A 17,579-nucleotide genomic window follows, 5' to 3' on the forward strand; every position below is an offset into this window, starting at 1 on the left:
CCAGCGGCCATCAGAACGGCCCCCGAAACCTGTCTAAGCATACCGGCGAGGGGACGCCCCTGCGGTTCTGTGGCTCGGGGGAAGGATGGCAAAGGGAATGAAGAACGAAGAGGAGTTGGTCAGGCGACTGCGCGAGGGCGAAAGCGGCGCCTTGCATGAAGCGATCAAGCTGCACCATGGGTTTCTGCTGGTCATGGCAAGGACCCTGGTGGGCCCGGCGCTGGCCGAGGATGTGGTGCAGGAAACCTGGCTGAAGGCACTCGCCTCGGTGGGCAAGTTCGAAGGTCGCGCCAGCTTCAGGACCTGGCTCGCCCGCATCGCCATCAACGAGGCCCATGCCCTGCAGCGCAAGCAACGGCGGGAACTACCCCGTCAAACCGCCGAGCGCAACCACGACAGCGGCTCGCCGATAGGCTCGCTGTTCGACCAGGCCGGCGCCTGGCGCGTGTCGCCGCCGCAATGGCACCACGACACGCCGGAGGAACTGCTGACCGAGGCCGAGCTGCACGCCTGCATTCGCAAGCACCTGCAAATGCTCCCCGGCGACCAGCGCACCGTGGTGATGCTGCGCGAGCTGGCCGGGCTCGACTACGAGGAGATCGCCCAGGCCCTGGGCCTGGGCGAGGGCAATATCCGCGTGCTGCTGCACCGTGGCCGCCAGCGCATGCACGCGATGCTCGCGCGTTTCCAGGAAGAAGGCACATGCTGAGCTGCCGGGAGCTCTCGGAGCTGGGCTCGGCGATCATCGAAGGCGAGCTGGAACAGGACACCGCCCAGGCGGTGTCCTGTCATTTGCAGGACTGTCCGCGCTGCGCGGCCTACGTCCGCCAGCTGCAGGTCACCTCGCAACTGCTGCAAGGCCTGGACCTCGCGGACTCGTCCATCGACACGCAAGCCGTCGTCCGGAAATTGCTGGGCGGGGCCGGATGACCCGGCCGTGCGGAAACGCTCGGAGCACCTCCCTGTGCTCGTGGCGCATGCCGCTCGCGAAACGACGTGCGCCTGGTCCGTTGCTCGGGCCTCTGCCTACTTCGGTGTGCCGTAGATATCGCGGTCGCGCTCGATGGGCGTGGCGTAGTGCGGCAGGGCCTGGTCGGTCGGCGGCTGCATTGCCTGGTACTGCACGTCGTCCGCGTCCTGCATCGCGCTGATCGGACCGGCCGCAGTGGGTTGCGCCTCGACCATCTGGGCGAAACGCTGCGCGGAATCGCTCGGTTGCTCTTGGGCCGCCAGGGGCTGCGCCCCGAGGTGTGAATCGAAAACACGATCACCGCCACTTTCGGCCAGCGCCGGGCCGGCGGCAGTTCCCATCACCATGGCGATAAAGGCCACATTACTGATGAGTGATCTCATGGTGTCATCCTCCTTAACTAAGTCCCCCCTTCGACTTGAGCCCCGTAATTGGATGCGCGAGGTACTGCCTTGTTACAGACCGTTCGGAGGCAAAACCGGGACGGCGCAGGGACGCCTTGCCCGTTGCCGGAAGGCAGGCCTATGGTGTCTGGACTCGCCCTGGGCCGACGGGTGCCCAGCGGCCGCTGAGGAGGGTTCGCGCATGACCGGACTGCCGTTTCTCGGCTCGCTCCTGCTGGGGCGCCGCCGGCACATCCTCGCCGGGCTGGTGGTGGGCGGCAGCCTGATCATGGGCGCGGCGAAGGCCAGCACCGCCCATCCGAAGACCGCACAACGCAACGCCGCGCAAAGCGCCGCCCGTCAGGAACTGCTGGAGCTGGTACGCAACGCCGCCGGGCTGAGCGACGCGGAGAAGCTGGAGCGGGTGAACCAGTTCTTCAATCGACGCCTGCGCTATGGCGAGGACATCCAGGTCTGGGGCCGCCTCGACTACTGGGCCTCGCCGCTGGAGACGCTGGAGCGCGGCGCGGGCGACTGCGAGGACTTCGCCATCGCCAAGTACTACGTCCTGCGCCTGCTCGGCATCCCCGAGAGCAACCTGCGGCTGATCTACGCCACCCTCGACGCCACCCGCCAGGCGCACATGGTGCTCGGTTACTGGAGCGATGGCGCGCAGGTCCCGCTGGTGCTCGACAGCCTGGTCATGGAGATCCGCCCGCTGTCGCAGCGCCACGACCTGCTCATGCAGTTCGCCTTCGATACGGAGCACCTCTACCGCTTCGATCACGACCGCCTGGTGACGGTCGGCGACGCGCAACTGATCCCGCGCTGGCGGCGCCTCCAGGAGCAGGTGCTGGCGGAGCGCCTGGTCGCGCCGGAGCCAGTGCGGATGGCCAGCGCGACAGCGGGCGCGCCGACGAACTGACGAACGCCACCCGGCGCTGGCGGGCGGCGTCCTGACTGGAGCGGATTACAGCGGCTGGGCGATGCCGCGCAGCACGGCCTTGAACGTCTCGATCTGCTCGCTGCTGAAGCGCGCGAAGACCTTGGCCTGCTGCTCCTCGGCGATGCTCCAGAGGGTTTCGGCCTGGTCGATGCCCGCAGCAGTCAGCGCGCAACCGCCCTCGCCCACCTGCAACAGGCCCTTGCGTTCGAGGTTGGCCCGCGCCTCCTCGATCTCGCGCAACGGCATGGCCACCAATTGCTGCAGCGCCAGGGTGTCCAGGCTGGCGTCCTTCTCCATCACCATCAGCATGCGCGCCTCGCTGGTGCGCAGGCCGCTGGCCATCTGCCGCGGCTGGTATTCCGCCTGGTAGCAGCGCACGGCCTGGGTCATCAGATAGTAGAGGTTGTGGTTCAGCCGGCCCTGGAAGGCCGTGCGCGGCGCACCGGCCTGGACCTCGCGCAGACGCGGATGCGGCAGCACGCTGGAATAGACGCCCTGGTGGTACAGCAGCGGCGTGCGACCAAGGTCGTCGAAGGCCAACACGCGACCGATGAGAATCCAGTGGTCGCCGCCATCCACCCGCTGGTGCAGCTCGCACTGGAAGCGCGCCGCGCAGTCCGGCAGCAGCGGCGCGCCGCCGGCGCCCTCCTCGCAGGCCACGCCGGCGAACTTGTCGGCGCTGGGCCGGGCGAATTGATTGGAAAGGTCGATCTGGTCGGCAGCCAGCACATTCACCGCGTAGTGGCTGGCACGCTCGAAGACCTCGAGGCTGCTGGAGCGCTTGTCGATGCTCCAAAGCACCAGCGGCGGATCGAGGGAGACCGAGTTGAAGCTGTTGGCGGTGACGCCGACACGCTGGCCATCAGCGGCGGCGGTCATCACGGTGACGCCGGTGGCGAAATTGCCCAGGGCACGGCGGAAGGCGCGCGGGTCGAGGCCCGCTTCGTTGTTGTTCTGGCTCATGGCGTTTTCCTCCGCGCCGGCGCGGGGCCGGCGGGACAAGGCTTGATTGTTTTTTTGTTGGGTCCCCGCGTTCGCGAGGAAGACGAAGAGATATCCCGTTCCACCGTCATCCCCGCGCACGCGGGGAACCAGAAAAATCGACTCAGACCATGCTCGGGTCCGGCTCCAGGCCCATCAGCTCGCGGCCGAGGATCTGCGCGCAGACGTCGTAGTCGGTGTAGGCATGGGCGCCGGTCATGTGCGAGTCGCGGAACAGCCGCTGCATCTCGTTGCTCTCGAACCAGGCGGTGCCGCCGGCGGCCTCGAACAGGCGGTCGACCGCCTGGATGCACATCTTCACCGCGTAGGCCTGGTTGGTGCGCCAGAAGGCCAGGGTCTCGCGGCTGGGGTACTCGTGGCGCTCGCCATGCTCGGCGTGCTCCTGCCAGGTCTTCTCGAGAAAGGCGCGGGCGGCGGCGACCTGGTGAGTCGACTCGGCCAGGCGCATCAGCGCCGGGGTGGCGGTGCCGACGCTGACGCCGGTGTAGGCGCGCACGCGGTTGCGGGTCTTCTCCTTGAACGCCTCCAGCATGCGCTCGGCGACGCCCAGGCTGATGGAGGCGAAGCCGCTGGCGAAGTACGGGCGGTACGGGGTGTAGAAGATCTTGCTGTAGGGGTAGAGACCGAAGCCGGCGGACTTGCCTTCCATCATGTCCTTGGCCGACTGGATGCGGTGGTTGGGCACGAAGGCGTCCTTCACTACCAGGGTCTTGGTACCGCTGCCCTTCATGCCCATGGCGTACCAGTCGTCGCGGATCTCGTAGTCGCTGCGCGGCAGCACGGCGAAGCAGTACACCTGCTCGCCTTCGGCGTTCTGCCGGCGGCAACCGAGGATCGCCCACTCGGCATGGTCGCTGCCGCTGCTCCAGCCCATCTCGCCGTTGAACAGGATCCCGCCCTCGACTTCCTGGATGCGGCCGAAAGGCGCGATGCTGCTGCTCGCGGTGGCGTCGGGGTTCTCGCTCCAGACCTCGTCCTGCAACTGCTTGGAGAACATCGCCAGCTGATGGCTGTGGGTGCACAGCAGGCTGAAGGCCCAGGCGGTGCTGGCGCAGGCGCCAGCCAGGGCGATCACGCAGTCGGCGAACTCGGGCAGGGAAATTTCCATGCCGCCGTAGCATCTCGGCTGGAAGGCGCGGTGCATGCCGATGCCCTTTAGCAGGGCGATGTTCTCGGCGGGCACCATGCGCGCCTGTTCGGCGCGGGCGGCATTGGCGGCGATGGCCGGCAGAATGGATTTCAAGTCTTCGAGCAGGGGGTTTGGCTTTTTCATCTGGGCGGCCCTTGATTGTTATTGGAGGCTTGCCGCAGCTCCGGTCCGCCGCATGGGGCGGTAGAACGACTGCCGGCAGGGCTCTCGAACCGTTGGCGAGAGTGTCGGAGCCGATTATGGGAGCGCTCTGCCGGGGCCTTGAATGCAACTTCCGAGGACTCGATTGCACTTTTCATGGGAAATATCCGACAGGCATGACCGCTGCCTACAGTCCGAATTTCCCTACGACGCAGGCGCCACGCGGGCCCCAGGCAAAAATTAGTTAACATCTGAACGTTATGCCGGAAATTCGCTATCATGGCGCCCGTCTCTCCCCCACTACTCGCCCGAGCCATCGATGCCCGCTGCCCGCTCCTGGCCCAATGGCCTGCGCGCCCTGCGCCACCGCAACTTCCGCCTGTACTTCAGCGGCCACGCGATATCCACCCTGGGCACCTGGATCCAGCAGGTGGCGCTGGCCTGGCTGGTGTACCGGCTGACCGGCTCGGCGGCGCTGCTCGGCATCACCAGTTGCGTGGCGTTGCTGCCGCAACTGTTCATCGGCCCGCTGGCCGGCGCCTGGATCGACCGCCACGACAAGCGCCGCCTGCTGCTCATCAGCCAGAGCCTGATGGCGGTGCAGGCCGCCGGCCTCGCCGCGCTGACTGCCAGCGGACTGATCACCCCGGCGCTGATCGTCGGCATGTCGGCGCTGCTCGGCGTGCTCAGCGCCTTCGACACGCCCTTGCGGCAGTCGCTGCTCAGCCGCTTCGTCGACGACCGCGCCGACCTGCCCAACGCCCTGGCGCTGAACGCCTCGCTGTTCACCTGTTCGCGCTTCGTCGGCCCGCCGCTGGCCGGGTTGCTGCTGGGCCTGACCAGCGAAAGCCTGTGCTTCGCGCTCAACGCGCTGTCCTACCTGGCGCTGGTGATCGGCCTGCTGCTCGTACGCCTGCCGCCGGCGATCCGCGCCAGCGGCAGCATGGGCAGCGTGTTCCGCGAAGGCCTGGACTATGCCCTGCGCACACCCAACGTGCGGGGGATGATGTTCGGCGTACTGGTGGTCAACGTCACCGCTTCCAGCTACGCCGCGCTGTTGCCGGTGTTCGCCCGCGACGTCTTCGCCGGTGATGCACGCACCCTCGGCTGGCTGTGGGGCGCGGCCGGACTGGGTTCGCTGCTGTCGAGCCTGTTCCTGGCCCAGCACCAGGACCCGGCACGCCTGCCGCGGATCATCCTGCTCTCGGCGCTGGCCAGCGCCGGCGCGCTGCTGCTGTTCGCCGCCAGCCGCCACCTGCCGCTGTCGCTGCTGGCGATGGCGGCACTGGGCTTCGGCGTCACGGTGAACAACGTCGGCACCAACATCGTCCTGCAGAGCAGCGCACCAGAGGAGTTACGCGGTCGCGTGGTGTCGATCTACACCGCGACCCGCTTCGGCTTCGACGCGATCGGCGGGCTGACCGCCGGGCTGCTCGCCGCGCATTTCGGCGGGCCCTGGGCGATGGCGGCGGCTGGGGTGGTGCTGTTGGCGTATTGCGCCTGGCAGGGTCTTTCCCGCCTGTAGGAGCGGCCCATGGCCGCGATTCGCGCGCATGGCGCGCTCCTACATACGGCGGATGCTCAACGCCAGGCCTCTTCCTTGTCGTCGGCCTTGCGCTGGCGGTATTCCCCCGGCGCCATCCCGGCGTTGCGCGCGAAGAAGCGACTGAAGTAGGCCGGGTCCTTGAAGCCGAGCTGGTAGCAGATCTCGTTCACCGAACTGCCGCTGAACAGCAGCAGGCGCCGCGCCTCCTGCATCAGCCGCTCGTGGACCAGGCGCTTGGACGGCAGCCCGGCGACGCGCCGGCAGATGTCGTTCAGGCGCGCTTCGGTGACACCGATGCGTTCGGCGTAATCCGCCAACGGCCAGTGCTCGGGGTAATGCTGCTCGATCAGTTGGTTGAAGCGCTGGAAGCAACGCAGGTCCTCGCGGCGCATCGGTTGCGCCTTCAATGAACGCGAAGACAGGCGCAACAGACTCACGAAGATCAGCCGCACCAGGTCGGCCAGGGCGATCTCGCGCCCCGGGCGCTCGCCCCTGAACTCGTCGCGGAGCATGTCGAACAGCCCATCCAGGCGCTGCACGTCACCAGCGAAGGATTCGTCCAGCTGGTCGAAGGCCACGCATACCGGGGCTATGACCGGCCCCTCGGCCAGCCCCTTTTCCGGCGCCAGCAGCGGCCAGAGCAACTGCTGGCGCACGGTCAGCACGTGGCCGTCGGCATCGTTCTCGGTGACGAAGGCGTGGGGGATGGTCGGCGGCGTGAGGAAGAACAGCGGGCCCTGGCGGTGGTAGAGCTGCTCATCGAGGTAGACGCGCACCGAACCGCTCTTCACGTAATGCACCTGGAAGAAGCGGTCGTGCCGATGCACCGGCATGTTGCGACCGAAGAAGTCGGCCAGCTTGCCCAGCTCCTCGTAGTGCACCTCGGCCTCGGCGTAGCGCAGGTCGTAGACCTGGCCGATGTCGATATTGGGAATGGGCGTGCGGGCCATGGGGTTACCAACCTTGCAGAAAAGCCATCAGGGCTTGATCTGTTTCAGCTCGTTCAGCAACTCCAGCAGCTGCTGCAGCTTGTCCTCGCCGAACTGCTCGAGGATGCGCCGGTAGTTGTTCTCCATGTCCTCGCTCATCTGCACGAAGCACTGCTGGCCCTGCTCGCTCAGGCACACCAGCACGCGGCGCTGGTCGAGCTCGGACTTCCAGCGGCGCACCAGGCCATCGCGCTCCATGCGCGCCAGCACGCCGGTCATGCTCGGCTTGAGGATGCAGGCCTGCTGCGCCAGTTGGTAGATCTCCATCTCCCCCTGCTGGCGGAGGATGCGGATGATCCGCCACTGCTGCTCGGTCAGCTCGTGCTGGTTGAGCGACGGCCGGAAGAACGCCATGGCGGCCTCGCGGGCCTGCAGCAGGGTGAGGGTCAGGGACGGGCGCGGATTGGACATGGGTGCAAGTGCTCTACCGAAGATGAGGAAGATTTTAACCACCATCGCAGGCCCTCGGGCAAACCCCTCCGGGCGGTTCTGGCAGTGGCGATCAAGGCCCTGGCAGTCCTGGACAATCACTGCCGGTGGGGAGCTGCTGGAATGCCTCCAGCGAAGTCCGACCCTGGCTGCCAGGGTTGATCATAGTTAACATATTAACTATAAACGCTAACATGTTAACGATCCCGGCCGCCGATGGCGTTCCGGGAGGAACCAGGAGAAGAAGCCATGCGTCGCGCTGTCAGCGAAGTCGCAACCGGGACCCTGTTCGGCGTCGCGCTGAACTACCAGGGCCTGTTGCAGAGCCGGCTGGAGGAATTCCAGCAGCCGCCCTACCAGAAACCGCCGGTCAAGCCGGTGCTGTTCATCAAGACACCGAACACCCGCAACGGCGACGGCCAGGCCGTGGTCTTCCCCGCCGGGGTCGAGCGCCTGCAGCCGGGCCCGGCGCTGGGCGTGGTGCTCGCCCGTGACGCCAGCCGCGTCAACGAAGCCGAGGCCATGGACTACGTGGCCGGCTACGTGATCGTCAACGAATTCAGCCTGCCGGAAGACAGCTACTACCGCCCGGCAGTGAAGGCCAAGTGCCGCGACGGCTTCTGCCCACTGGGCAGCGAAGTGGTTGGCCGCGAAGAGATCGCCGACCCGCACGCCCTGCCGGTCCGCCTGTTGGTCAACGGCGAAGTGCGCCAGCAGAACAGCACCGCCAACCTGGTGCGCAGCATTCCCAGGCTGATCGCCGAGATCAGCGAGTTCATGACCCTGCATGCCGGCGACGTGCTCATCACCGGCACCCCCGAGGGCCGCGTCGACGTGCAACCCGGAGACGAGGTGGTAGTCGAGATCGAAGGTCTCGGCCGCCTGCGCAACACCGTAGTGGCGGAGGAAGCCTGAGATGAAACACGCACGCATCCGCTACCAGGGCGAAGTCCATGCTGTCACCGTCGAGGCTGACAACGCCGTGCGCCTGGCCGATGGCCGCCTGCTCGGCGAGCACGAGGTCGAGTGGCTGCCGCCGGCGGCCGGGACCATGTTCGCCCTCGGCCTGAACTATGCCGATCACGCCGCCGAACTGGCCTTCAAGGCGCCCACCGAGCCGCTGGCGTTCATCAAGTCCAAGGGCACCTACACCGGCCATAACCAGGTCACCTGGCGCCCGGACAACGTCGCCTACATGCACTACGAGTGCGAGCTGGTGGCGGTGATCGGCATGCCCGCGCGCAACGTGAAACGCGAAGACGCCCTCGCCTACCTCGCCGGCTACACCGTCTGCAACGACTACGCCATCCGCGACTACCTGGAGAACTACTACCGCCCCAACCTGCGGGTGAAGAACCGCGACGCCACCACCCCGGTCGGCCCGTGGATCGTCGATGCCGCCGACGTGGCCGACCCGTCGCAGCTGAAGCTGCGCACCTGGGTCAACGGCGAGCTGAAGCAGGAAGGCTCGACCTCCGACATGATCTTCGACATCCCCTACCTGATCGAATACTTCTCCAGCTTCATGACCCTGCAGCCGGGCGACATGATCGCCACCGGCACGCCGGAAGGCCTGGCCGACGTGGTCCCGGGCGATGAAGTGGTGGTGGAAGTGGAAGGCGTCGGCCGCCTGGTCAACCGTATCGTCAGCGAGGCCGAGTTCTTCGCGAACCGCGCCCGCGTGTAACTGGAGTCAGCAGCATGATCAAGCACTGGATCAACGGCCGCGAGGTCGAGAGCAAAGAAGTCTTCACCAACTACAACCCGGCCACTGGCGACGCCATCGGCGAAGTCGCCAGCGGCGGCGCGGAGGAAATCGCCCTGGCCGTCGCGGCGGCCAAGGAAGCCTTCCCGAAATGGGCCAACACCCCGGCCAAGGAACGCGCCAAGCTGATGCGCAAGCTGGGCGAGCTGATCGATGCCAACGTGCCGAACCTGGCCGAGCTGGAAACCCTCGACACCGGCCTGCCGATCCACCAGACCAGGAACGTGCTGATTCCGCGCGCCTCGCACAACTTCGAGTTCTTCGCCGAGGTCTGCACGCGCATGGACGGCCACAGCTACCCGGTGGACGACCAGATGCTCAACTACACCCTGTACCAGCCGGTGGGTGTGTGTGGCCTGGTCTCGCCCTGGAACGTGCCATTCATGACCGCCACCTGGAAGACCGCGCCGTGCCTGGCGCTGGGCAACACCGCGGTGCTGAAGATGAGCGAGCTGTCGCCGCTGACCGCCAACGAGCTGGGCCGCCTGGCCCTGGAAGCCGGCATTCCGCCGGGCGTGCTCAACGTGGTGCAAGGCTACGGCGCCACCGCCGGCGACGCCCTGGTCCGCCACCCGGACGTACGCGCCATCTCCTTCACCGGCGGCACCGCCACCGGCAAGAAGATCATGCAAACCGCCGGCCTGAAGAAGTACTCCATGGAACTGGGCGGCAAGTCGCCGGTGCTGATCTTCGACGACGCCGACCTCGACCGCGCCCTGGACGCCGCGCTCTTCACCATCTTCTCGCTCAACGGCGAGCGCTGCACCGCCGGCAGCCGCATCTTCATCCAGGAGACGGTCTACGACCGCTTCGTCGAAGAGTTCGCCGCCCGCGCCAAGCGCCTGATCGTCGGCGACCCGCAGGACCCGAAGACCCAGGTCGGCTCGATGATCACCCAGGCCCACTACGACAAGGTCACCGGCTACATCCGCATCGGCATCGAGGAAGGCGCCACCCTGCTGGCCGGCGGCCTCGAGCGCCCGGCCAACCTGCCGGCGCACCTGAGCAAGGGCCAGTTCATCCAACCCACCGTGTTCGCCAACGTCGACAACCGCATGCGCATCGCCCAAGAAGAAATCTTCGGCCCGGTGGTCTGCCTGATGAAGTTCAAGGACGAAGCCGAAGCCCTCAGACTGGCCAACGACACCGAGTACGGCCTGGCCTCCTACATCTGGACCCAGGACATCGGCAAGGCGCATCGCCTGGCGCGCGGCATCGAGGCCGGCATGGTATTCATCAACAGCCAGAACGTCCGCGACTTGCGCCAGCCGTTCGGCGGCGTGAAGGGCTCGGGCACCGGCCGCGAAGGCGGTCAGTACAGCTTCGAAGTCTTCGCCGAGATCAAGAACGTGTGCATTTCCATGGGCAGCCACCACATCCCCCGCTGGGGCCTGTGAAGCGCGAGCCGATGACAGAGCGGCCCCTCGAGGCCGCCGACATCGCCGGCGTGCATCCACAATGAGAACAATCCGGGCGCTCCATCGAGGGCGCCCGCCGCTAGGAGAACCGTCATGGGCAAACTCGCTCTGGCTGCCAAGATCACCCACGTTCCCTCGCTCTACCTCTCCGAACTGCCCGGCCCGCGCCAGGGCTGCCGCCAGGCGGCGATCGACGGGCACCGCGAGATCGGCCGCCGCTGCCGCGAACTGGGCGTGGACACCATCGTGGTGTTCGACACCCACTGGCTGGTCAACGCCGGCTACCACGTCAATTGCGCGCCGCACTTCCAGGGCCTGTACACCAGCAACGAACTGCCGCACTTCATCGCCAACATGGAGTACGACTTCCCCGGCAACCCCGCGCTCGGGCGCATCCTCGCGGACGGCTGCAACGCCCTGGGCGTGGACGTGATGGCCCACGATGCCACCAGCCTCGGCCCGGAATACGGCACCCTGGTGCCGATGCGCTACATGAACGAGGACCGCCACTTCAAGGTCATCTCGGTCTCGGCGCTGTGCACCGTGCACTACCTGAACGACAGCGCGCGCCTGGGCTGGGCCATGCGCAAGGCGGTCGAGGAACACTACGACGGCACCGTCGCCTTCCTCGCCAGCGGCTCGCTGACCCACCGCTTCGCCCAGAACGGCCAGGCCCCGGACTTCGCCGACCGCGTCTGGAGCCCCTTCCTGGAAACCCTCGACCACCGGGTGGTGGAGATGTGGAAGGCAGGCGACTGGCAGACCTTCTGCGGCATGCTCCCGGAGTATGCGGCCAAGGGTCACGGCGAAGGTTTCATGCACGACACCGCGATGCTGCTCGGCGCCCTGGGCTGGTCGAAGTACGACGGCCAGGCCGAAGTCGTAACGCCCTACTTCGGTTCCTCCGGCACCGGCCAGATCAACGCGGTCTTCCCGGTCACCGCGCAGGACGGCTCGGCGATCCCCGCCGCCCAGGCTTCCGACCCGGCCAACCGCAGCCTCGCCAGCCGCCTGTAGGAGCGCCGCCATGCCCCATCTGGTCCTGCTCTATAGCCCCGACCTGGAAGCGGAAACGGACATGCGCGGCCTCTGCCGCGCACTGGCCGACTGCATGCTCGAACAGCGCGACGAAGCCGGCAAAGCCGTGTTCCCGAAAGGCGGCACCCGCGTGCTGGCCTACCCCGCCGCGCACGCCGCGATAGCCGACGGCCAGGGCGACTATGGCTTCCTCTACGCCAACCTACGCATGGGCGCCGGGCGCAGCGCGGCCGTGCACAAGCAGGTCGGCGACAGCCTCCTGGCGGTGCTGCGTGGCCACCTCGACGCCCTGCTGGAACGCCGCCCGGTCGGCGTCACCCTGCAGATCGACGAAAGCCCCGGCCAGGTCTATGACGCCAAGCACAGCAGCCTGCACCCCCTGTTCGCGAAGAATTCCTGAGGTTCCCATGCTCGACCCGCAACTGATCCAGCAAGCCGCCGCCCGCCTCGACGCCGCCGAGCGTTCGCGCGAGCAGGTCCGGCAGTTTTCCCTCGACTACCCGGACATCGCCATCGAGGACGCCTACGCCATCCAGCGCGCCTGGGTGGCTCAGAAAATAGCCACTGGTCGCGTGCTGAAAGGCCACAAGATCGGCCTGACCTCGCGCGCCATGCAGGTCTCCTCGAACATCACCGAGCCGGACTACGGCGCGCTGCTGGACGACATGTTCTTCGACGAAGGCAGCGACATCCCCTTCGAGCGCTTCATCGTGCCGCGCGTGGAAGTGGAGCTGGCGTTCATCCTCGGCAAGCCGCTGAAAGGGCCGAACGTCACCCTGTTCGACGTGCTGGAAGCCACCGAATGGGTGATCCCGGCACTGGAGATCATCGACGCGCGCATCCAGCAGGTGGACCCGCAGACCAAGGCCACCCGCAAGGTCTTCGACACCATCTCCGACAACGCGGCCAACGCCGGCGTGGTCATGGGCGGCCGCGCCGTGCGGCCGACCGAGATCGACCTGCGCCGCGTGCCGGCAATCCTCTACCGCAACGGCGTGATCGAAGAGTCCGGCGTCTCCGCCGCGGTGCTCAACCACCCGGCCAAAGGGGTGGCCTGGCTGGCCAACAAGCTGGCGCCCTACGACGTCACCCTCGAACCCGGCCAGGTGATCCTCGGCGGCTCCTTCACCCGCCCGGTGGCGGCGGCGCCCGGCGACACCTTCCACGTCGACTACGACCAGCTCGGCAGCATCTCCTGCCGTTTCGTCTGACCATGAGGTAACGGCCCGGCCCTGGCCACGAGTCTGGCAGCTCGCGGCGGCCAGGTCCGGGTCGTTCCTCGCCCTTCGCAGGACTTCCCCATGAACGTCCCCGTCAACACCTTCAAGCAACGCCTGCTCGCCGGCGAAGCGCAGATCGGCCTCTGGCTCGGCCTGGCCGACCCCTACTGCGCGGAACTGGCCGCCAACGCCGGCTTCGACTGGCTGCTGATCGACGGCGAACACGCGCCCAACGACCTGCGCAGCCTGCTCGGCCAGCTGCAGGCGGTGGCGCCCTACCCGTCGCAGCCGATCATCCGCCCGGTGCTCGGCGATACCGCGCTGATCAAGCAGTTGCTCGACATAGGCGCGCAGACCCTGCTGGTGCCCATGGTCGACAGCGCCCAGCAGGCCGGTGAACTCGTCCGCGCCATGCGCTACCCGCCGTTCGGCGTGCGCGGTGTCGGCAGCGCCCTCGCCCGCGCTTCGCGCTGGAACAACATCCCCACCTACCTGGCCGATGCCGACGAGCAGATGTGCCTGCTGGTGCAGATCGAGAACCTCGAAGGCCTGGCCAATCTCGACGCCATCGCCGCCGTCGAGGGCGTGGACGGAGTATTCATCGGCCCGGCCGATCTCAGCGCCGCCATGGGCCATCGCGGCAACCCCGGCCACCCCGAGGTGCAGGACGCCATCGAAGACGCCATCGCCCGCATCCGCCGAGCCGGCAAGGCTGCCGGCATCCTCAGCGCAGACGAGAAGCTGGCGCGGCGCTACCTCGAGCTGGGCGCGAGCTTCGTCGCCGTGGGCGTCGATACCAGCCTGCTGATGCGCTCGCTGCGCGAGCTGGCCGGGCGCTTCAAGGGCACGCCGGCCCCCGTCGCGCCGAGCGTGCCCTCGGTCTACTGAACCCCAGGCCCCGGCTTCGGCCGGGGCGCTCGTTCAGGGTCGCAAACCCTTCAGCTCGTGCAGCAGCGTGTGCAGAAGCACCACCTTGTCCTCGCCCAGGCGCTGTTCGAGCAGCCGATAGTTCTCTTCCATCTGCCCGCGCATCGATTCGAAGCACGCCAACCCCGCCGCCGCCAGGCTCACCAGGCTGCGGCGCTGGTCGCGCGCGTCGCGTCGCCGGCACACCAGACCGGCTTCCTCCAGGCGCGCCAGCACGCCACAAAGGCTCGGCGGCAGGATGCAGGCGAGCGGCGCCAACTGGCCGCTCTCCAGCTCGCCGTGCTGGTGCAGCAGGCGGATGACCCGCCACTGCTGCTCGGTCAGGCCGTGCTCGGCGAGGTGCGGACGGAAGAAGCGCATGGCCGCCTCGCGCGCCTGCAGCAGCGCGAGGGTCAGGGAAGGGGGAGTACTCGGCATGAAGAAAACCATCGACAACAGAACTGCCGGCCATTGAAAGGCCGCGCGCGCCGCCGGTCATGACCCAGCCTGCCAGGCGCCATGCACCGGCCTGCCATTCGTGAGGAATACCCGATGTCCGCGTACCTTCGCCAACAACCGCAAATCACCCTCAAGCTCGCCATGCAGGCGCTCCAGGCCGCCCTCGAACAGGCCGAATTTCGCGGCCTGCGGGTCAGCATCGCGGTGGTCGATGCGGGTGGCCAACCGATCCACTGCGCGCACATGGACGGCGCCCCGGCGCCCTGCCGCGAGATCGCGCTGAACAAGGCCCGCACCGCCGTCGCCTTCAACCTGCCCACCGGCGACTGGCAGGCGCGTCTGGAACGCTGCTCCCCGGCGGTACGCCAGGGCCTGCCGCTGCAGGCCGGGCTGGCCCTGTTCGGCGGCGGCGAGCCGCTGCGCCTGGGTGACGTCTGCATAGGCGCAATCGGCGTTTCCGGTGCCTCCGAGGCGGACGACACACTGTGCGCACAAGCCGCCGCCGAGCGTGTGCGCCAGTTGCTGGCCGGCTGACGCGTCAGCCCCGGACAAGAAACCGGGCAGCCTGGGTCAAGACAGCCGAGGCCACCCGAGCCCCTAATAGGCCATCCGCGCGGCAACATCCGCGCTCCGTTCAATCCGGTTCCAGGCTGCAGTCATGATCAACATCGAGACCCCCACCTACTACACCGCGACCAAGAAATACGACCTGTCCTTCCCCTCGCTGGAAGCGGACCTGGAAGCCGACGTGGTCGTGATCGGCGGCGGCTTCTCCGGCATCAACACCGCCCTGGAGCTGGCCGAGAAAGGCATCACCAACATCGTCGTCCTGGAAGCGCGCTACCTCGGCTTCGGCGGCACCGGGCGCAACGGCGGGCAGATCATGGCCGGCATCGGCCACGACCTGGAGAAGATCCGCAAGGACGTCGGCGAGGACGGCCTGCGGCAGATCTTCGAGATCAGCGACCTGGGCGCCGACATCATCAAGGGCCGCATCCAGAAGTACGGCATCGACGCCGACTTCTGCCACGGCTACGGCTACATGGGCTTCAATGCGCGCCAGGCGAAGACCCTGCGGACCTGGGAGAAGGAGTTCAAGTCGCTCAATTCCAAGCACGAGATCCGCTACCTGGACGGCTCCGAAGTGCGCCAGATCATCGGCTCCGACGCGTATTCCAGCGCCCTGCTGCACATGGGCGGCGGCCACGTGCACTCGCTCAACCTGCTGCTGGGCGAAGCCAAGGCGCTGGCCAGCCACGGGGTGAAGATCTTCGAGTACAGCCCGGCCCTGGACGTGCAGTACGGCGAGCGCATCACCGTGCGCACCGCCAAGGGTTCGGTTAAGGCCAGCAAGCTGCTCTGGGCCTGCGACAGCTTCCTCAACAAGCTGGAGCCGGAGCTGCACAAGAGCACCATCAACACCTACGCCTTCCAGATGATGACCGAGCCGCTGTCGGACGAACTCATCCAGCGCATCAGCCCGATCCGCGGCGCCTACAGCGACATCCGCCCGGTCATCGACTACTACCGCGTGACCAACGAGAACCGCCTGCTGTTCGGCGCCGCCACACCCTTCATCGAGCACATCCCGCGCGACCTCAAGGCATGGAACCGCGCGCTGATGCTGAAGATCTTCCCGTACCTGGAAAACGTGAAGATCGACCTCGCCTGGGGCGGCCCGATGGCCTGCAGCCCGAACCTCTTCCCGCAGATCGGCAGCCTGCCGGGCCGCCCCAACGCCTTCTTCGTGCAGGGCTACTCCGGCTTCGGCGTCACCCCCAGCCACATCATCTGCAAGGTGCTGGCCGAGGGCATGAGCGAAGGCTCGGCGCGCTACGACCTGATCAGCTCGGTGCGACGCATCCGCGTCCACGGCAAGGACCAGATGCGTCCGCTGCTGCTCAGCGCCGGCAAGACCTGGCACCAGGTGTCCGGCTACTGGTCCGGCCGCCGCTGATCCACCCTTTCCCCCACTCGTACAGGAGCACCACCATGGCCCTCACCGCCATCAAGCAAGGCATCACCCTCGACCAGCTGGACGCCTGGGGCACCGTCGCCGACCTCGGCTCGGAAATCCTCGAAGGCGAGGTCCGCGCCTTCGGCAAGATGACCGCCGGCGCGCCCACCGACCCGGTCAGCGCGGCCTATTTCGGCACCACCAAGGGCAAGTTCCGCATGACCTACCCGTTCAACGAACAGGCCACCGTGGTCAGCGGCGAACTGCGCCTGACCGACGAATCCACCGGCCACAGCCAGACCTACAAGACCGGCGACACCTGGTTCGTCACCAAGGGCACCCCGGTGCTCTGGGAAGTGCTGAGCGACAGCTTCGTGAAGCACTACTACGCGGTGGTCTAAGCCCTCCGCGCCGCCTGGTTCGCGAGCAAGCTCGCTCCTACAACGTCCGCGTCGGAACCGATCGGCCCTTCGTAGGAGCGAGCTTGCTCGCGAACGGTTACCCTCTGCTCCACAGCCGAGGAGCCCACCACACCATGCCCACCCCCGAACAGATCGGCCAGCGCTGCCTGCACGCCTTCGACCAGTTGGTGCCCGCCGCGCAGTCCGCCTTCTACCGCATCGACGCCGACCTTCAGGCCTGCGACTTCCAGCTGCAGCGCATGCGCCCGCAGATGCACGCCGACTACCTCGCCCACTACCGCCCGCTCGACCCGCTGCAACCGGCCAGCTGCCTCGCCACCGGCCTGCCCGTGGTGCCGCTGGCGGTCGGCATGGCGCAACAGTCTTCCGAGCGCAGCCAGCGCTACGGCGGCTTCCTGCGCCAGCACGGAGTGATCGACGTAGTCGAGATCATCGCCGCCGACAAGGGTCGCCCGCTGGCCGGGCTGTCGCTGCTGCGCCGGGTCGGAGAAGCGCCCTTCTCCGCCGACGAACTGAATCGCCTGCACGCCCTGCAGAGCCTGCTCGAACTCGCCGCCCAGGGCCTGCCTCGCGCCAACGCGCAGGCAGCGTTGGAGCAGCTCACCCCGCGCGAACGCGAGATCGCCCTGCTGCTGCGCGACGGCGCCCGCAACAAGGACCTGGCGCGCCAGCTCGACCTGGGGCTGGCGACGGTGAAGACCCACCTCATCCACCTGTTCCGCAAGACCGGTGTGGCCAGCCGTAGCGAACTCATCGCCCGGCTGTTCCTGGATCAACCATCCGGTTGATGTTGCGCGCGGCGCCCGCCGCGCAGCATGGGGGCTCCACAAACAAAGGA

General features: G+C 67.4%; 21 protein-coding genes. 15 read left to right on the forward strand and 6 right to left on the reverse strand.

What is annotated here, in order from left to right; all coding sequences use genetic code 11:
• Positions 1–97 precede the first annotated feature (97 nt).
• Positions 98–709, forward strand: coding sequence for an RNA polymerase sigma factor (locus ACA097_RS00465; RefSeq protein ID WP_160286974.1), 612 nt, complete (start codon positions 98–100; stop codon positions 707–709).
• Positions 703–930: an anti-sigma factor gene (locus ACA097_RS00470; protein WP_160286973.1), complete on the forward strand. Its 228-nt coding sequence runs from the start codon at positions 703–705 to the stop codon at positions 928–930. Before ACA097_RS00465 ends, ACA097_RS00470 begins: the two co-directional genes overlap by 7 nt.
• A 96-nt stretch (positions 931–1,026) precedes the next feature.
• Here ACA097_RS00470 and ACA097_RS00475 read toward each other — a convergent pair whose 3' ends face one another.
• Positions 1,027–1,353: a hypothetical protein gene (locus tag ACA097_RS00475; protein ID WP_371367722.1), complete on the reverse strand. Its 327-nt coding sequence runs from the start codon at positions 1,351–1,353 to the stop codon at positions 1,027–1,029.
• Between the two features lie 202 nt (positions 1,354–1,555).
• Between ACA097_RS00475 and ACA097_RS00480 the strand changes: the two genes are divergently transcribed.
• A complete protein-coding gene (locus ACA097_RS00480) occupies positions 1,556–2,278 on the forward strand; it encodes a transglutaminase-like cysteine peptidase (RefSeq protein ID WP_160286971.1) in 723 nt (240 codons plus the stop codon).
• Between the two features lie 45 nt (positions 2,279–2,323).
• Here ACA097_RS00480 and ACA097_RS00485 read toward each other — a convergent pair whose 3' ends face one another.
• Both ACA097_RS00485 and ACA097_RS00490 read right to left on the reverse strand, forming a co-directional pair.
• Positions 2,324–3,262 carry a p-hydroxyphenylacetate 3-hydroxylase reductase component gene (locus ACA097_RS00485; RefSeq protein WP_371367724.1) on the reverse strand — a complete coding sequence of 313 codons (939 nt, stop codon included), beginning with the start codon at positions 3,260–3,262 and terminating at the stop codon, positions 2,324–2,326.
• Between the two features lie 142 nt (positions 3,263–3,404).
• A complete protein-coding gene (locus ACA097_RS00490; RefSeq protein ID WP_371367726.1) occupies positions 3,405–4,574 on the reverse strand; it encodes a p-hydroxyphenylacetate 3-hydroxylase oxygenase component in 1,170 nt (389 codons plus the stop codon).
• 337 nt (positions 4,575–4,911) lie between these two features.
• Here ACA097_RS00490 and ACA097_RS00495 point away from each other — a divergent pair, with 337 nt between their 5' ends.
• On the forward strand, positions 4,912–6,117 hold the full coding sequence (locus ACA097_RS00495; protein ID WP_371367728.1) for an MFS transporter: 1,206 nt from the start codon (positions 4,912–4,914) through the stop codon (positions 6,115–6,117).
• A gap of 56 nt (positions 6,118–6,173) precedes the next feature.
• On the opposite strand, the gene hpaA is transcribed toward ACA097_RS00495, so the two are convergent.
• The gene (hpaA, locus tag ACA097_RS00500; protein WP_371367730.1) at positions 6,174–7,088 is read right to left on the reverse strand and encodes a 4-hydroxyphenylacetate catabolism regulatory protein HpaA; all 915 of its coding nucleotides are present in this window, start codon (positions 7,086–7,088) and stop codon (positions 6,174–6,176) included.
• 27 nt (positions 7,089–7,115) lie between these two features.
• Positions 7,116–7,538, reverse strand: coding sequence for a homoprotocatechuate degradation operon regulator HpaR (gene hpaR / locus ACA097_RS00505; RefSeq protein ID WP_371367732.1), 423 nt, complete (start codon positions 7,536–7,538; stop codon positions 7,116–7,118).
• Positions 7,539–7,805: 267 nt separating this feature from the next.
• Between hpaR (ACA097_RS00505) and ACA097_RS00510 the strand changes: the two genes are divergently transcribed.
• The 7 genes from ACA097_RS00510 to hpaI all read left to right on the forward strand — a co-directional run bounded on the left by ACA097_RS00510 (position 7,806) and on the right by hpaI (position 13,885).
• Complete coding sequence (locus ACA097_RS00510; RefSeq protein ID WP_371367734.1) at positions 7,806–8,471, forward strand: fumarylacetoacetate hydrolase family protein; 666 nt, start codon at positions 7,806–7,808, stop codon at positions 8,469–8,471.
• Between the two features lies 1 nt (position 8,472).
• Positions 8,473–9,243, forward strand: a complete 771-nt coding sequence (locus ACA097_RS00515; protein ID WP_371367736.1) for a fumarylacetoacetate hydrolase family protein — start codon at positions 8,473–8,475, stop codon at positions 9,241–9,243.
• Positions 9,244–9,257: 14 nt separating this feature from the next.
• Entirely contained in the window at positions 9,258–10,718 is a 1,461-nt protein-coding gene (gene hpaE, locus ACA097_RS00520; RefSeq protein ID WP_371367738.1) for a 5-carboxymethyl-2-hydroxymuconate semialdehyde dehydrogenase, read from the forward strand.
• A gap of 114 nt (positions 10,719–10,832) precedes the next feature.
• On the forward strand, positions 10,833–11,756 hold the full coding sequence (gene hpaD / locus ACA097_RS00525) for a 3,4-dihydroxyphenylacetate 2,3-dioxygenase (RefSeq protein WP_371367740.1): 924 nt from the start codon (positions 10,833–10,835) through the stop codon (positions 11,754–11,756).
• Between the two features lie 10 nt (positions 11,757–11,766).
• Entirely contained in the window at positions 11,767–12,177 is a 411-nt protein-coding gene (locus ACA097_RS00530; RefSeq protein ID WP_371367742.1) for a 5-carboxymethyl-2-hydroxymuconate isomerase, read from the forward strand.
• A 7-nt stretch (positions 12,178–12,184) separates the two neighbouring features.
• Complete coding sequence (gene hpaH, locus ACA097_RS00535; RefSeq protein WP_043252029.1) at positions 12,185–12,988, forward strand: 2-oxo-hept-4-ene-1,7-dioate hydratase; 804 nt, start codon at positions 12,185–12,187, stop codon at positions 12,986–12,988.
• A 90-nt stretch (positions 12,989–13,078) separates the two neighbouring features.
• A complete protein-coding gene (gene hpaI / locus ACA097_RS00540; protein ID WP_371367744.1) occupies positions 13,079–13,885 on the forward strand; it encodes a 4-hydroxy-2-oxoheptanedioate aldolase in 807 nt (268 codons plus the stop codon).
• Between the two features lie 33 nt (positions 13,886–13,918).
• On the opposite strand, the gene hpaR (ACA097_RS00545) is transcribed toward hpaI, so the two are convergent.
• On the reverse strand, positions 13,919–14,341 hold the full coding sequence (gene hpaR, locus ACA097_RS00545; RefSeq protein WP_043257227.1) for a homoprotocatechuate degradation operon regulator HpaR: 423 nt from the start codon (positions 14,339–14,341) through the stop codon (positions 13,919–13,921).
• A 114-nt stretch (positions 14,342–14,455) separates the two neighbouring features.
• On the opposite strand from hpaR (ACA097_RS00545), the gene ACA097_RS00550 reads away from it, so the two are divergent.
• The 4 genes from ACA097_RS00550 (at position 14,456) to ACA097_RS00565 (ending at position 17,529) form a co-directional block, all read left to right on the forward strand.
• Positions 14,456–14,896 (forward strand): heme-binding protein, encoded by a 441-nt coding sequence (locus ACA097_RS00550; protein ID WP_371367747.1) that lies wholly within the window; start codon positions 14,456–14,458, stop codon positions 14,894–14,896.
• A gap of 124 nt (positions 14,897–15,020) precedes the next feature.
• Positions 15,021–16,319: an FAD-binding oxidoreductase gene (locus ACA097_RS00555; protein ID WP_043252023.1), complete on the forward strand. Its 1,299-nt coding sequence runs from the start codon at positions 15,021–15,023 to the stop codon at positions 16,317–16,319.
• Between the two features lie 35 nt (positions 16,320–16,354).
• On the forward strand, positions 16,355–16,720 hold the full coding sequence (locus ACA097_RS00560; RefSeq protein ID WP_371367749.1) for a cupin domain-containing protein: 366 nt from the start codon (positions 16,355–16,357) through the stop codon (positions 16,718–16,720).
• Between the two features lie 134 nt (positions 16,721–16,854).
• Positions 16,855–17,529: a response regulator transcription factor gene (locus ACA097_RS00565; protein WP_371367751.1), complete on the forward strand. Its 675-nt coding sequence runs from the start codon at positions 16,855–16,857 to the stop codon at positions 17,527–17,529.
• Positions 17,530–17,579: the final 50 nt, after the last annotated feature.

Origin of the sequence: Pseudomonas sp. QL9 (assembly GCF_041409665.1) — a bacterium.
GTDB lineage: Bacteria > Pseudomonadota > Gammaproteobacteria > Pseudomonadales > Pseudomonadaceae > Pseudomonas > Pseudomonas knackmussii.